The sequence below is a fragment of the Streptomyces sp. NPDC037083 genome, assembly GCF_055606485.1.
The window spans coordinates 470,548-485,088 of record NZ_JBVJSQ010000001.1; the positions used below are offsets into that span (position 1 = coordinate 470,548).

Below are 14,541 nucleotides of genomic sequence, written 5' to 3' on the forward strand. Positions count from 1 at the left end.
GATCATGTCCGACGGGTCCCCGGCCCGGCGACCTGGCGCCTGGGGCCCGGGGGTCAGTGGCTCAGTGCCGCGCGGAGGCGTTCGGGGTCGGTGGTCGGGGCGTCGCAGGTGAAGTTCCGGCAGACGTACGCGGTGGGTTCGCCGCCCACGAGCGGCCGGTCGGCGAGCAGCGGGAACTCGTCGCTGTCGGCGGCGCCGAACGCGACGACGGCGCCGGGGGCGGTGCCCAGTAGCGCCGTGCGGTGGAGGTCCCGCGCGGCCGGGTCGGTCGTGCCGGCGCCGACGACGGCGACCTCGCGCGGCCCGTCGAGGAGTGCCTCGGCGGCGGCGAGCCCCCACCCGATGAACCGGGGCACACGCGGCCCGAGCGCCTTGACCACTCCCAACGCCCGTTCGGCGGCCTTGCGATGGGGTTCCGAGCCGGTGTGGGCCGCGTAGCCGAGCAGCGCGCCGGCGGCGGCGGTCCAGCCGGAGGGCACAGCGTTGTCGGTCGGGTCCTGCGGACGCCGGATGAGCCGCTCGGCGTCGGCGGCGGTGTCGTACAGCGCCCCGGACCCGGGGTCGACGAACCGGGTCAGGACGTGGTCGAGCAGGAACCCGGCGAACTCCAGCCAGACGCCCTCCCCGGTGACGGAGGCGAGGGCGAGGAAGCCCTCGGCGACGTCGGCGTAGTCCTCCAGGACGCCTGCGTTGGCCCCGACATGCCCGTCCTTGCTGGTGCGGGCGATGCGGGCCTGCTCGTCGAGGTGCAGCCGGACGAGGAGGTCGGCGGCGGCGAGGGCCGCGTCGACGAGATCCGGCCGGTCGAAGTAGGCGCCCGTCTCGGCGAGCGCGGCGATCGCCAGCCCGTTCCAGGCGGCGACGACCTTGTCGTCCCGGCCGGGGGCGGGGCGTTCGGCGCGGGCCCGGAGCAGCCGGCTCCTGATGGACTCGATCTTCGCGGCGTCGAACAGCTCGTCCTGCTGCGGGAGTTGCAGCACCGAGGAGCCGTGCTCGAAGGTGCCCTCGTCGGTCACACCGAAGTACCGCGCGGCGAGCTCGGCGTCCTCGGCGCCCAGCACGTCGTCCAGCTGCTGCGGCGTCCAGGCGTAGTAGGCGCCCTCGACGTGCCGGCCGGTGCCGTCGTCGCTGTCCGCGTCGAGCGCGGACGCGAACCCGCCCTGCACGGTGCGCAGTTCCCGCACCATGAAGTCGGCGGTCTCCAGCGCGACCCGGCGTGCGAGCTCGGAGCCGGTGGCCCGCCAGAGGTGGGCGTAGACACGGCACAGCAGCGCGTTGTCGTAGAGCATCTTCTCGAAGTGCGGGACGACCCAGTCCCGGTCCACGGAGTACCGCGCGAAACCTCCGCCGAGCTGGTCGTAGATCCCGCCGCGGGCCATCCGTTCGCACGTGTCCTGCGCCATCTGCAGAGCGCCTTCGGCGCCGGTCCGCGCGTGGTGGCGCAGCAGGAACTCGATCACCATGGACGGCGGGAACTTCGGCGCCCCGCCGAACCCGCCGCGCTGCGCGTCGTACTCCCGGGTCAGCCCGAGCAGCGCCTGCGACAGCTCCTGCTCGCCGGGGGCCCGGCTGTCGCCGTAGGACATCTCCCGCCCCGCCAGATCCCGGACGATCTTCCCGGCGACCTCGGCGACCTCGTCCCGCCGGTCCGTCCAGGCCTGCCTGACCCCTTCCAGCACCTGCTTGAAGGAGGGCATGCCGTGCCGGGGCTCGGGCGGGAAGTACGTACCGAAGTAGAAGGGCTCGGCGTCGGGCGTGAGGAACACGGTCATGGGCCAGCCGCCCTGCCCGGTGGCCGCCTGCACGGCCTCCATGTAGACGGCGTCGACGTCCGGACGCTCCTCCCGGTCGACCTTGACGCTGACGAAGTGGTCGTTGAGGTGGTCGGCGGTCTCCTGGTCCTCGAAGGACTCGTGCGCCATCACATGGCACCAGTGGCAGCTCGAATATCCGACACTGAGCAGCACCGGCACGCCCCGCCGGCGCGCCTCCTCGAAGGCCTCCGCCGACCAGGGCCACCAGTCGACCGGGTTGTCGGCGTGCTGGAGCAGGTACGGGGACGTCTCATGGGCCAGTCGGTTCGGCATGGTGTCCATCCTGCCGCAGTACCCGGCCCGGACGGCTGCAGGCATGTCCCGCCGGTGACGTCGCCCTCCCCACGAGGCCGGACCACGGCGGGCGTCCGACGCCGCCGCTCCGGCGATCGGGAGCCCGTCGCCCCCTCGCGCCGGACAGCCGCCCGCAGCACACTTGACCAAGAAAAGCTGGGAGCGCCGGAGGGGGACGGGACATGCGGGACGGCCACAGGGCGGAAGCCGAGCGGTTGTTGGCGCGGGCCGTGGAGGAGGAGGTGCGCCGGTCCGGCGGGCGCACCGACCGGCAGGCGCTGATGACGCGGGCGCGCGGCGCGCTGGACGCGATGGCGCAGACGGCCGCCGAGGAGTACGAGGCGTATGCGCGCGTCCTGGACGAGACGGAGGCCCGGCGGATCAGTTTCGGCCGGCGCTACGCCAAGGAGGGCGGCCGGACTCCGTTGCTGGTGGCGGGCGTCGCGGCCGTGACGGCGGCGGTCGCGGACCTCGCGCTGGGCACCGGCCCGGGTACGGCTCTCGGGGCCGGGGTGACCGTCGGGGTCGTCGGGGCGGCGGCGACCGTCGTGAAGGTGGCGGGGTCGCACCTGCCGGCCGCGCACCACCGGGCCGGCGAGGCGGGGCAGCCCGGCGGGGCCGAACAGCTGCGGCTGCAGTGGCTGACGGCGCTGGAGGTGCGGGGCATCCGGCCGTTCCTGGACCAGCAGCGGGTGCTGAGCGCGACGACCGGCCCGAAGAAGCCCCCGGGACCGAGGCTGCGCGGCACGGACAAGAGCGCGGCGGCGCGCGGACGGACCGTGCTGGAGCAGTCGTTCGCCCAACTTCCCGAGCAGGAGGGCCCGTTCGCGGGCCGTCGGACGGAGCTGGCGCAGATACGGCAGTGGGTGCAGGCGTCCCGAGCCGGCACCGAGACCCGGCCCACCGTGGTGGTGCTGCACGGCGCCCCCGGCAGCGGCCGCACCACGCTCGCGGTGCGGGCCGCGCACGATCTGCGCGACCACTTCCGCGGGGCCTGCGTGGTGGATCTGCGCGGCGACAGCGCGCAGGAGGCGCCACTGCCCACCCGGGACGCCCTGCTGCACCTGCTGAACCGGCTCGGCGCGCCCCGCGAGCAGCTCCTCTTCCGTGAACGCTCCTCAGCGGAACAGCAGGTCAAACGGCTCGGCGAGCTGTACCACCAGCATCTGACCGGGTTGCCCGTCGCGGTGGTCCTGGACGACGCCTCGGATCCCGAGCAGGTGCGCGCGCTCGTCCCGGAACGTTCCGAGAGCCTGGTCCTGGTCACCGCCCGCTCCCCGCTCGGACTGCCGGCGGAGCTGTCCGCGCGGGTGCACGAGCTGGCGGTGGCGCCCCTGAACGCGGCGGGCGCGGAGGAACTGCTGGGCGCGGCGGCACAGGACGCCTCGGGCCCGTACGACGCCGAGTCCGCCGAGCGGATCACGCGGCTGTGCGGTGGGCTGCCGCTGGCGCTGCGGGTGGCGGGCTCCTCGCTGGGCCCGCGTTCGCCACGCGCGCTGGCCGCCGACCTCGGCGCGTACGGCCCGGTGGAACCGGTCGAGCGCGCACTGTGGCTGCGCTACACCGATCAGCCGGAGGTGACGCGCAGACTGCTGCGCCGGCTGGCGCTGGCCGGCCGGGCCTCGCTCGGGGCGGCGGCCGCCGCCGCGCTGCTGGCCACCGACCGCGCGGAGGCGGCCCGTCACCTGACGGCCCTGTCCGACGCCGGGCTGGTCGACCACGTCCGGGGCGACCGCTACCGCCTGCACGACGTGGTCCGCGCCTTCGCCCAGGCCCGCCTTCTCGACGAGGAGGCGCAGACCGAGCGCGCGGCGGCCCAGGAACGTCTGATCGTCAGCTACGCCGAGCTCGCCGACTCCGTGCTGCGGCTGGTCGACGGCAACATGTCGACCCGCTCGGACCGGTTCACCCCGCACGGCTTCACCTCCCTGGACGAGGCGCTGCGCTGGCTGGACGACGAGTCGAGCTTCATCACCGCGACGCTGCGGCACGCCGAGGGCGTCGACCAGAACGCCGTCATGAGCCTGCTGGGCGCGCTGTGCGACTACTGCCTGCTGCGCGGCGACCTCTACCGGCTCGGCGAGATCAGCGAGCTGGCGCAGACGGTCGGCCAGGACCTGCTGGTGCGGTCCGTGCAGTGGCGCACGGGCATCGCGGCCCGTCAGCTGGGCGAACTGGACAAGGCGCGAACGACGCTCAGCTCGGTCGTCGACCTGTATCTCCAGGCGCACCACGACGCGGGCGCGGCGCGCGCCCTGTGCTCTCTGGGCATCACCCTGCACCACCAGGGCCAGCTGACGGAGGCGGCGGCGAAGCTGCGGGAGGCGATGGAGCTGCAGGCCGCGCCCGAGCTGGCCACGGACCGCGCCTGGACGATGCACGCGCTGGCCGCGGTGGAGCGCGACCGGGCGCACCTGGCCGAGGCCCTGGACCTGCTCACGCGCTCGCTGGTCCTGCACCGCGAGGGCGGCTCCGTGCACGGCGAGGCATGGGCGCACTTCCAGCTGGGCCAGCTGCACCTGCGCCGTGGTGACGTCGTCCAGGCGCAGGCCGGGCTGCAACGGGCCCTCGACCTGTACGGCCGCACCCGCGACGCCCGAGGCGAGGCGTGGGCCCTGACCCAGCTGGCCCGGGCCCGGCTGATCGCCGGGGACCCCGGCCCGGCGGCGGAGGACCTGCGCCGGGCGGCGGCCCGCCACCGGGACAACGAGGACGCGCGCGGCGAGGCGTGGACGGTGTACTACCTGGGCCTGGCCCTGGAGGAGACCGGCGACCTGGACCACGCCGTCCGCGAGCTGGAGCGTTCCCGCTCGCTGTTCTCCCGTATGCGGGACGTCTACGGGCTGGCCTGCGCCCGCCATCACTCGGCCCGGGTGACCCGCGACCAGCGGGCCGCCCAGACCGGCTCGTTGCGCAACTCCGGCTTCGCCCGTCAGCTCCTGGTCGACGCCCGCGCCGACTTCCAGCGCATCGGCGTCGCCCACGGCGAGGCGTGGACCTGTCTGGAGCTCGCGATCGTCGACGCGGGCAACGCGCGTACGCAAGCCGCGCTGGCCCTGTGCGACGAGGCGACGGCGCTGTTCGTGTCCTACGGCGACCGGCGCGGTGAGGACTGGGCGCGCTTCCTGCGCTGCACCCTGCTGCCGTACGGGGCCCCGGGCGGTGTCGAGGTCGGCACGGCGGTGGCGCAGGAGGAGCTGGCCGAGCTGGTCCGGGCGCACCACCCGCTGCGGGACGACAGGCTCACCGAGTGCCTGGAGGCCTACGGCCTGCTGCTGGAGCGGGGCGTCCGCCTGGAGTCGGGCTGGCAGGCCTGGCGGCTGGGGATGGTGCCGGGCAGGCACGGGCGGGAGGTCATGGGCGTGGAGGTCGACGTGGACACGGGAGCCGGGTGAGCGGTGAGCAGGGGGCGGGCGGCCCGCCCCCTGCTCACCGCACTCGCCCGCCACAAGGCCGCTCACGCGCTCGTCGTGAGTCCGCCGCTCAGGCGCTCGTCGCGCGCCCTCGCCGCAGTCGCGGCCTCAGCTCGCCGACGAGGGCTTCCCCGTCGTCTTCGCACCCGTCTTCGCGCTCGCCTTGGCACCCGGCGCCGCGTCCGCCGTGGCGTTCGCCGTCGTGCCGTCGGAGGCCTGCCCCGGAGCCGCCGGGTCCGCCGGCTCCTTGAAGTCGACCTTGCCCATGTGCTTGTTCATGGACCTCATCAGGCCCCACACCGCCACCGCCATCGCCGCGAAGACGATGAAGCCGAGGACGCCGGGGGTGACCTTGTTCTCGTCGACCTCCTTGGCGAGGGGGACGAGGTGCGTCATTGCCAGGCTCACGCTTGCGCTCATGTCAGGCATTGTCGCGGATGCCCGCAAAGAGGTCGTCCTCGGGGAGGGAGGTATCGACGTGGGACTTCGCGAGCTCGTACTCCTCCGTCGGCCAGACCTCCCGCTGGATCTCCATCGGCACGCGGAACCAGCCGCCGTCGGGGTCGATCTGCGTGGCGTGGGCGATCAGGGCCTTGTCGCGGATCTCATAGAAGTCGGCGCACGGGACGTGCGTGGTGAGCGTGCGCTCCCGCTGCCCGAACTCGTCCCAGCGCTTGAGCCACTCCCCGTAGGGCGACTCCATGCCGCGCTCGATCATCGCGTTGTGCAGCGCCTCGGTGCGGGGGCGGTTGAAGCCCTGGTTGTAGTACAGCTTCAGCGGCCGGTACGCGGGCCCGAACTCGTCCTCGGGGTACTTGGCGGTGTCGTCCGCGCCCTCGAAGGCCACCATCGAGATCTTGTGGGTCATGATGTGGTCGGGGTGCGGGTAGCCGCCGTTCTCGTCGTAGGTGGTGATCACCTGGGGACGGAAGGTGCGGATCTGCTTGACCAGCTCGCCGGCCGCCCGGTCGACGTCCTCCAGGGCGAAGCAGCCCTCGGGCAGCGGCGGCAGCGGGTCGCCCTCGGGCAGCCCCGAGTCGACGAAGCCGAGCCACTCCTGCTTGACGCCGAGGATCTCCCTGGCCTCGTCCATCTCCTTCTTGCGTACCTCGTGGATGTGCTCCTCGATGTACTTGTCGCCCTGCAGCTTGGGATTGAGGATGGAGCCGCGCTCCCCGCCCGTGCAGGTAACGACCAGCACGTCCACCCCCTCGGACACGTACTTCGCCATGGTGGCCGCGCCCTTGCTCGACTCGTCGTCGGGGTGCGCGTGAACGGCCATCAGTCGCAGCTGGTCAGTCAAGACTCAATCCTCGGTAAGTCGGCGCCCGGCGTGACCCGGCGCGATCGCAGGCTTCTATAGTGACCGAACCGGGGGGCGAAAAATTCCGCGCCGAGAGGACGATCATGAGTACGGCGAGCACGCGACTGCCCGAGGGTCGCTACGGCCGTTCCTCGGACGAGCGCGCCGACCGCAAGCTCAAGATCGCGGGTGCCGTGCTGGGCGCGTTCCTGCTCGCACTGATCGGCTACCTCGCCTACCACTACGTCGGCCAGAACAAGATCAGTGCCGAGGTGATCACCTTCAAGGCGACCTCGGACGAGGCGGTGGAACTCCACCTGGAGGTCCGCAAGGACTCGGGCACGAGCGGCTACTGCACGGTGCGCTCGCAGGGGGCGGACGGCGCCGAGGTGGGCCGGGCGGACTTCCGCTTCTCCGGCTCGGACACGCGCATCGACAAGGTCGTCACGCTGCGTACGACGGCGAAGGGCACCACGGCCGAGCTGCTCGGCTGCCATGCCGGCTGACTCCGGGCCGCCCACGCCACCGGCATCCACCGCAATACGTACCCGCTGACCTGCGTCGACGTAATTCTGGTGGCTTATGTCCTCCCTCTTCGGCCGCTGAATTGTTAGGCTCGTGGTTTCGCCCATCACCTGAGGAACATGCTTCTGGGTAGGGCGATGCTTTGTATTCCCAGTACCGACGAGGAGCACCTGTGACCCAGACCAGCGAGTCCGTCACCTGGCTGACCCAGGAGGCGTACAACAAGCTCAAGGTCGAGCTTGAGTACCTTACTGGTCCTGCGCGCACGGAGATCGCCGCCAAGATCGCCGCCGCGCGCGAGGAGGGGGACCTGCGCGAGAACGGTGGGTACCACGCGGCCAAGGAGGAGCAGGGCAAGCAGGAGCTCCGAGTGCGCCAGCTGACCCAGCTTCTCGAGAACGCCAAGGTCGGCGAGGCCCCGGCCTCCGCGGACGGCGCCGTGGCGCCCGGCATGGTCGTGACGATCGCCTTCGACGGTGACGAGGACGACACCATGACGTTCCTGCTCGCCTCGCGCGAGTACGCGAGCTCCGACATCGAGACCTACTCGCCGCAGTCCCCGCTGGGCACCGGCGTGATCGGTCACAAGGTCGGCGAGGACGCGGAGTACGAGCTGCCGAACGGCAAGAAGGCCTCCGTGCGCATCCTCAAGGCCGAGCCCTACAACGGCTGAGCCCCCCTTCCTGGACCTGTTCGGTTCCCGGGCCTTCCCGACGAGCCCCCGGCGCCCGTGCCGCCGGGGGCTTCGTCATGCCTGGGGTCCCGTCGTGCCGGGGGTTGCCGGGGGTCCCGTCGTGCCGGGGGTTGCCGGGGGTCCCGTCGTGCCGGGGGTTGCCGGGGGTCCCGTCGTGCCGGGGGTTGCCGGGGGTCCCGTCATGCCGGGTTGCCGGGGGTCCCGTCGCGCCTGGGTTGTCGGGGGTCCCGTCGCGCCTGGGTTCCTCAGGCGGCCGCCGAGCGGTACTTGCGGACCGCGAGTGTGCGGAAGATCGCGATGATCACGATCGAGTAGAGGAGCGAGGCCCAGACGGGGTGGGCCATGGGCCATGCGTCGGACGGTGAGACGCCCGGGTCGCCGAAGAGCGTGCGGCAGGCCTGGACGGTGGCGCTGAACGGGTTCCATTCGGCGATCGGTTGCAGCCAGGAGGCCATTTGCGAGGAGTCCACGAACGCGTTGGATATGAAGGTCACGGGGAAGAGCCAGATCAGCCCGCCGGAGGTGGCCGCCTCCGGGGTGCGCACGGTCAGGCCGATCAGGGCGCCGATCCAGGTGAAGGCGTAGCCGAGGAGCAGCAGCAGGGCGAAGGCGGCCATGATCTTGCCGAAGTTGGTGGGCTCCGCGTAGCCGGGGCGCCATCCGACCAGGAGGCCGACGCAGGCCAGGACGACCAGGGTCAGTGACGTCTGCACCAGGTCGGCGATGGTACGGCCGGTGAGAACCGCGCCGCGGGCCATGGGCAGGGAGCGGAAGCGGTCGATGAGGCCCTTGTGCATGTCGTCGGCGATGCCCGCGCCGGCTCCTGCGGTGGCGAAGGTGACGGTCTGCGCGAAGATGCCCGCCATCAGGAAGTTCTTGTAGACGTCCGGGTCGGTGGAGCCGCCGATGCTCATCGAGCCGCCGAAGACGTACGTGAACAGGACGACGAACATCACCGGCTGGATCAGCCCGAAGATGACCATCTCGGGAATCCGGCTCATACGAATCAGATTCCGACGGGCGATGACCAGGGAATCGCTCACAGCACTCATCCGACGGTTTCCCTCTCGCTCTTTCCGTTGTCGTCGTTCTCGCCGGCCTTCGCCTCGGCCACGTGTCCCGTCAGGAACAGGAAGACGTCGTCGAGGGTGGGGCGGCGCAGGCCTATGTCGTCGATCTCGATGCCGCGGGTGTCGAGCTCGCGGATGACCTCGGCGAGCAGCTTGGCGCCGCCTGTCACCGGCACGGTGAGCTTGCGGGTGTGCTGCTCGACGGTCGTGTCGCCCTTGCCGAAGCCGGCCAGCACCTCCCGGGCCACGGCCATGTGGTCGCGGTCGTGCACCACGACCTCCACGCGCTCGCCGCCGGTGCGGGCCTTGAGCTCGTCGGAGGTGCCTCGGGCGATGACACGGCCGTGGTCGACGACGGCGATGTCGTGCGCGAGGTGGTCGGCCTCTTCCAGGTACTGGGTGGTCAGCAGCAGGGTCGTGCCGCCGGAGACCAGACGCTTGATCACGTCCCACAGCAGTTGGCGGTTGCGCGGGTCGAGGCCGGTCGTCGGCTCGTCCATGAACATCACGGGCGGCGAGACCACCAGCGCCGCGGCCAGGTCGAGCCGGCGGCGCATGCCTCCGGAGTAGGTCTTGGTGGTGCGGTCGGCGGCGTCCGCCAGGTCGAACTGGTCGAGCAGCTCGGTGGCCCGGGCCTTCGCCGCACCGGCCTTCATCTGGTAGAGCCGGCCGACCATCTGGAGGTTCTCGCGGCCGGTGAGGTACTCGTCGACCGCGGCGAACTGGCCGGACAGTCCGATCGAGCGGCGGACGGCGTCGGGGTGCTTGAGCACGTCGAGGCCGGCCACCACGGCCCGGCCGCTGTCGGGGCGCAGCAAGGTGGTCAGACAGCGGACGGTGGTGGTCTTGCCCGCGCCGTTCGGCCCGAGCAGGCCCAGGACCGTGCCCTGCGGCACGTCCAGGTCGACGCCGTCCAGAGCCTTTACGTCGCCGAAGGTCTTCACCAGGCCTTCGGCATAGATGGCGCCTGGCATATGAGTCTCCACGTCGTCGGGGATTCTTCGGAAAGCCTAGGTTTGCACTTTTCGTTCCGCCTGACGGTGGAATCGAAGGAGCGGCATGCGACACACCATAACGCGATGTATCGCGTCTCACAATGGACTTACTCGAACGAGTGACGGGCTCCGGGGGCTGGGGTCCGGGGTTCGAGATCTGGTGGTTCCCGGTCCGGGGTGCGGGCTCCGGGGTTGGGGCCCGGAGTTCCCGGTCCGGGTGCGGGCTCCGCGGTTCGGGCTCGGGGTGCGGGCCCCGGGGTCCGGCCTCGGCCTCGGGCTGAGCTCGGGCTCGGGCTCGGGGTGAGGTCTAGTCGATGACCGTGTAGCCGGCGTCGCGCAGGGCCCGGCCGACCTCGGCGCAGTGTGCAGGCCCCTTGGTCTCCAGGTGCAGCTCGACCTCCGCCTCGGTCAGTCCGAGCCGGGGGTCGGTCCGCAGATGGCTCACGTCCAGGACGTTGGCGTCCACCACGGACAACGCCCCCAGAAGTGCGGCGAGGGCGCCCGGCCGGTCCGTCAGGCGCAGGCGCACGGCCAGGTAGCGGCCCTGGGCCGCCATGCCGTGCCGCAGGACGCGCTCCATCAGCACCGGGTCGACGTTGCCGCCGGACAGCACCGCCACCACCGGGCCCTCGAACGCGTCGGGCGCGCTGAGCAGCGCGGCCACCGGACTCGCCCCGGCCGGCTCGACGACGAGCTTGGCCCGCTCCAGACACAGCAGCAGCGCCGCGGCCAACTCGTCCTCCGTGACCGTGCGCACCTCGTCCACCAGATCGCCGACGATGGCGAACGGGACCTCGCCGGGCCGGCCGACCTTGATGCCGTCGGCCATGGTGGCCGGGTTGCGGAGCGACACCGGCCGTCCGGCCGCCAGCGAGGGCGGGTACGCCGCGGCCCCCGCCGCCTGCACGCCGACGATCCGCACGTCCGGCCGCAGCGCCTTCACCGCGACGGCGATGCCCGCCGCGAGGCCGCCGCCGCCGATCCCGACGACGATCGTGCGCACCTCGGGGCACTGCTCCAGGATCTCCAGGCCGACCGTGCCCTGGCCCGCGATGACGTCGGGGTGGTCGAAGGGGTGGATGAACACCGCGCCCGTCTCGGCCGCGTACTCCTGCGCCGCGGCCAGCGTCTCGTCGACCACCTGGCCGTGCAGACGCACCTCGGCGCCGTACTCGCGGGTGGCGCTGATCTTCGGCAGCGGGGCGCCCTTCGGCATGAACACGGTGGAACGCACGCCCAGCAGCGACGACGCCAGCGCCACGCCCTGTGCGTGGTTGCCCGCGCTCGCCGCGACGACCCCGGCCGCGCGTTCCTCCGGCAGCAGCCCGGCGATCCGCACATAGGCGCCGCGCAGCTTGAACGAGCCCGTCCGCTGGAGGTTCTCGCACTTGAAGTGCACCGGCGCCCCGACCAGCTGGGACAGATGCCTGCTGCCCTCCATCGCGGTCGCCCGCGCCACGCCCGACAGCATCTTCTGGGCGCCACGCACATCGTCCAGGGTGACGGGGCGAAAGGAGTCAGCCGTGCTGTAGCTCATGACTCCAGCATCGCAGTTCACAGCCGGGAACGGCCGCTGTGACCAACCTCCGAGACCGGTTTCCGCAGCGCCGGTACGACCCGCCTTCCGGCCGCGTACTCTGTCCCCCATTCCAGCAGCCCCTTCATGAAGTGAGCCCCCGGCCATGCCCACAACACCTGAAATGTCGATGGACATGACGACCGTCGGTGACACCGGTCTTCTCGACACGCTGCAGCACGAGGTCGCGGTGTTCGCGCGCCGTGCCGAACAGACCCGGCTCGGCGGCGTCGGGCAGGTGCGCAACTCCATGGACCGCGCCGCATACCTGCTGCTCAACCGCCTCGACAAAGAAGGCCCGATGGGCGTCAAGGCGCTCGCGGCGAGCATGGGCATCGACTCGTCCACGGTCACCCGGCAGGTGGCTCCGCTCGTCGACACCGGTCTGGTCAAGCGGACCTCGCACCCCGAGGACGGCCGGGCCGTGGTGCTCCAGCTGTCCCCGCGCGGGCAGTCGCGTCTCGAGGAAGTGCGCTCCTCGCGGCGGCAGTTGATGGCCGAGCTGACGGACGACTGGGCGCCGGAGGAGCGCGAGGCGTTCTGCACGCTCCTCACGCGCTTCAACACCGCCCTGTCCTCCCGTATGGCGGCCCAGGGGCTGCCGGGGGCGGAGTCCTCGCCGACCGTCTCCTGAAGCCGGGGCACGCGCGCGTGGGGCGACTTTCCGACGGCGGTGCGCGGCTCTTGACCGAGAGCCCGCCCCTGGCCTCATATGAGACCGGGGCATATGGCCGTCCAGGGGGACGCCGGCAGGCGGGAGGCTCGGTGTGCGAGACAGGCGTGCGGCCCAGGAAACCCGCCGGGCCCGGGAGTTCGAGGCGTTCGTCGCCGGAGCGGGCGGGCGGCTGCTGCACGCCGCCACGCTGCTCACGGCCGAGACCCCGGCGGACAACCCGCGCGCGCGTCGCCTGCTGACGTTCGCCCTCGCGCACACGTACGCGTGCTGGGACCGGCTGCACGGCGAGGACCCGTACAACCGTGCCCGCGAGCACCTGGCCACCCGCTTCGCCCACAGCGCCTGGCACGAGTACGCATCGCATCTGTACGGCGCCCTGCCGCTCGGCCGCCCCCGGCCGCGCCCCGCCGCAGGCGCGCTGGCGCGGCTGCATCCCCAGGAACGTCTCGTGCTGGTCCTCAGGCTCTACGAGGGCGTCGCCGAGGAGCAGGTCGGGGCCCTGCTCGGCCTGCCGTCGGAACGAGTCCGCACGCTCTGCGAACGGGCCACGGCGACCCTTCTGAGTCCGCCGCGCGGGCCGGCGTCCGCCGCGCCCCGGGCCGAGGCGGCGGCCTCGTGAACCGGGCCGAGCGCGAGGCCACCGTCCGGCAGCTCATGGAGCGGACCCCGCCGCGCGTGCCGACCGAGCTGCACGCGGACGTGGTCCGCCGGGGCAGTCGCATTCTGCGCCGCCGCACCGTCGCCCGGCGGCTGCTGTGGCTGCTGCTGTGCGCGGCGACCGTGGCGTTCGTGATCTGGGCGGCGGTGGCCCAGCCCTGGGTGGAGCCGCCGTCGGAGACGACTCCACCGCTCAGGGGCTGGTGAGCGCCGGCAGACGCCCGGACCGGCCCGGCCGGGGGCTGTCCGGCCGACCGGGCTAGCCGAGGGCCTGCTGCAGGTCCTCGAGGAGATCGTCGACGTTCTCGATGCCCACGGAGAGGCGGACGAGGTCGGCGGGCACCTCCAGGGCGGAACCGACCACGGACGCGTGCGTCATGCGTCCCGGGTGCTCGATGAGGGACTCGACGCCGCCCAGGGACTCGCCGAGGGTGAACACCTTGGCACGGTTGCAGACCTCGACGGCCGCCTCCTCGCCGCCGGCCACCCGGAAGGAGATCATGCCGCCGAACGCCCTCATCTGCTTGGCCGCGACCTCGTGACCGGGGTGCTCCGGCAGACCCGGGTACAGCACGCTCGTCACGCGCGCGTGGCGGGTCAGCATGTCGGCGACCTTGGTGGCGTTCTCGCTGTGCCGGTCCATGCGCACCGACAGCGTCTTCGTGCCGCGCAGCACGAGCCAGGAGTCGAAGGGCCCGGCGACCGCGCCCATGGCGTTCTGGTGGTACGCCAGCTCCTCGCCGAGCTCCGCGTCGCCGGTGATCAGCGCGCCGCCGACGACGTCCGAGTGGCCGCCCATGTACTTGGTCAGGGAGTGCACCACGACGTCCGCGCCGAGGGACAGCGGCTGCTGCAGGTACGGCGTGGCGAAGGTGTTGTCGACGACGAGCCGCGCTCCCGCGTCGCGGGCGACCTGGGCGACGGCGGCGATGTCGGTGATGCCGAGGAGCGGGTTGGAGGGGGTCTCCACCCAGACGGCCTTGGTCTTCGGGGTGATCGCGGCCCGCACGGCGGCCGGGTCGCTGGTGTCGGCGACCGACCACTCGACCCCCCAGCGCGCGACGACCTTCGCGAAGAGGCGGAACGTGCCGCCGTAGGCGTCGTTCGGGATGACCACGTGGTCGCCGGGGCTGAGCAGCGTACGCAACAGGCAGTCCTCGGCCGCCAGTCCGGAAGCGAACGCGAGCCCTCGGCGGCCGCCCTCGAGGGCTGCGAGGTTCTCTTCCAGGGCGGTCCTGGTCGGGTTGGCGCTGCGGCTGTACTCGTAGCCGCCGCGCAGACCGCCGACGCCGTCCTGCTTGTAGGTCGAGACCTGGTAGATCGGCGGGACGACCGCGCCCGTGAGGGGGTCGGCGGTGTTGCCCGCGTGGATCGCGAGGGTCTCGAAGTGCTGACTGATGTGCCTGTCGCTCATGGGCACCGAGGGTAGTCGGCTCGCGGCCCCGGCGCGGGCCGCCCGCCCGACCCGCGGCGGGAGCCCCGGCGGGAGTCCGGGCGGGAGCCCCGGCGGGACGGAGGGTTTTC

General features: G+C 72.4%; 13 protein-coding genes. 6 read left to right on the forward strand and 7 right to left on the reverse strand.

Going from position 1 to position 14,541, the window contains the following annotated elements; genetic code table 11:
- Window positions 1–53: 53 nt before the first annotated feature.
- Window positions 54–2,087: a thioredoxin domain-containing protein gene (locus ACZ7DE_RS02190; RefSeq protein WP_470756983.1), complete on the reverse strand. Its 2,034-nt coding sequence runs from the start codon at window positions 2,085–2,087 to the stop codon at window positions 54–56.
- A gap of 203 nt (window positions 2,088–2,290) precedes the next feature.
- On the opposite strand from ACZ7DE_RS02190, the gene ACZ7DE_RS02195 reads away from it, so the two are divergent.
- Window positions 2,291–5,503: a tetratricopeptide repeat protein gene (locus ACZ7DE_RS02195; RefSeq protein ID WP_470756985.1), complete on the forward strand. Its 3,213-nt coding sequence runs from the start codon at window positions 2,291–2,293 to the stop codon at window positions 5,501–5,503.
- A 126-nt stretch (window positions 5,504–5,629) separates the two neighbouring features.
- On the opposite strand, the gene ACZ7DE_RS02200 is transcribed toward ACZ7DE_RS02195, so the two are convergent.
- Complete coding sequence (locus ACZ7DE_RS02200; protein ID WP_470756987.1) at window positions 5,630–5,950, reverse strand: hypothetical protein; 321 nt, start codon at window positions 5,948–5,950, stop codon at window positions 5,630–5,632.
- Entirely contained in the window at window positions 5,943–6,803 is an 861-nt protein-coding gene (mca, locus tag ACZ7DE_RS02205) for a mycothiol conjugate amidase Mca (RefSeq protein WP_470757942.1), read from the reverse strand. The genes ACZ7DE_RS02200 and mca overlap by 8 nt, the downstream gene beginning before the upstream one ends.
- 125 nt (window positions 6,804–6,928) lie before the next feature.
- Between mca and ACZ7DE_RS02210 the strand changes: the two genes are divergently transcribed.
- Both ACZ7DE_RS02210 and greA read left to right on the forward strand, forming a co-directional pair.
- Window positions 6,929–7,330, forward strand: a complete 402-nt coding sequence (locus ACZ7DE_RS02210) for a DUF4307 domain-containing protein (RefSeq protein WP_470756989.1) — start codon at window positions 6,929–6,931, stop codon at window positions 7,328–7,330.
- A 191-nt stretch (window positions 7,331–7,521) separates the two neighbouring features.
- Complete coding sequence (greA, locus tag ACZ7DE_RS02215) at window positions 7,522–8,022, forward strand: transcription elongation factor GreA (RefSeq protein WP_470756991.1); 501 nt, start codon at window positions 7,522–7,524, stop codon at window positions 8,020–8,022.
- Between the two features lie 266 nt (window positions 8,023–8,288).
- Here the strand turns inward: greA and ACZ7DE_RS02220 are convergent, their stop codons facing one another.
- The 3 genes from ACZ7DE_RS02220 to ilvA all read right to left on the reverse strand — a co-directional run bounded on the left by ACZ7DE_RS02220 (window position 8,289) and on the right by ilvA (window position 11,645).
- Window positions 8,289–9,095, reverse strand: a complete 807-nt coding sequence (locus ACZ7DE_RS02220) for an ABC transporter permease (protein WP_470756993.1) — start codon at window positions 9,093–9,095, stop codon at window positions 8,289–8,291.
- A complete protein-coding gene (locus ACZ7DE_RS02225) occupies window positions 9,092–10,087 on the reverse strand; it encodes an ATP-binding cassette domain-containing protein (RefSeq protein WP_470756995.1) in 996 nt (331 codons plus the stop codon). The genes ACZ7DE_RS02220 and ACZ7DE_RS02225 overlap by 4 nt, the downstream gene beginning before the upstream one ends.
- Window positions 10,088–10,415: 328 nt before the next feature.
- The gene (ilvA, locus tag ACZ7DE_RS02230; protein WP_470756997.1) at window positions 10,416–11,645 is read right to left on the reverse strand and encodes a threonine ammonia-lyase; all 1,230 of its coding nucleotides are present in this window, start codon (window positions 11,643–11,645) and stop codon (window positions 10,416–10,418) included.
- Between the two features lie 163 nt (window positions 11,646–11,808).
- Here ilvA and ACZ7DE_RS02235 point away from each other — a divergent pair, with 163 nt between their 5' ends.
- From ACZ7DE_RS02235 to ACZ7DE_RS02245, 3 genes are all read left to right on the forward strand, one after another.
- Window positions 11,809–12,318, forward strand: a complete 510-nt coding sequence (locus ACZ7DE_RS02235) for a MarR family winged helix-turn-helix transcriptional regulator (protein WP_470757944.1) — start codon at window positions 11,809–11,811, stop codon at window positions 12,316–12,318.
- 133 nt (window positions 12,319–12,451) lie between these two features.
- Entirely contained in the window at window positions 12,452–12,979 is a 528-nt protein-coding gene (locus ACZ7DE_RS02240) for a sigma factor-like helix-turn-helix DNA-binding protein (RefSeq protein ID WP_470756999.1), read from the forward strand.
- The gene (locus ACZ7DE_RS02245) at window positions 12,976–13,224 is read left to right on the forward strand and encodes a hypothetical protein (RefSeq protein ID WP_470757001.1); all 249 of its coding nucleotides are present in this window, start codon (window positions 12,976–12,978) and stop codon (window positions 13,222–13,224) included. Before ACZ7DE_RS02240 ends, ACZ7DE_RS02245 begins: the two co-directional genes overlap by 4 nt.
- Before the next feature lie 52 nt (window positions 13,225–13,276).
- Here ACZ7DE_RS02245 and ACZ7DE_RS02250 read toward each other — a convergent pair whose 3' ends face one another.
- The gene (locus tag ACZ7DE_RS02250) at window positions 13,277–14,431 is read right to left on the reverse strand and encodes a cystathionine gamma-synthase (RefSeq protein ID WP_470757003.1); all 1,155 of its coding nucleotides are present in this window, start codon (window positions 14,429–14,431) and stop codon (window positions 13,277–13,279) included.
- Window positions 14,432–14,541: the final 110 nt, after the last annotated feature.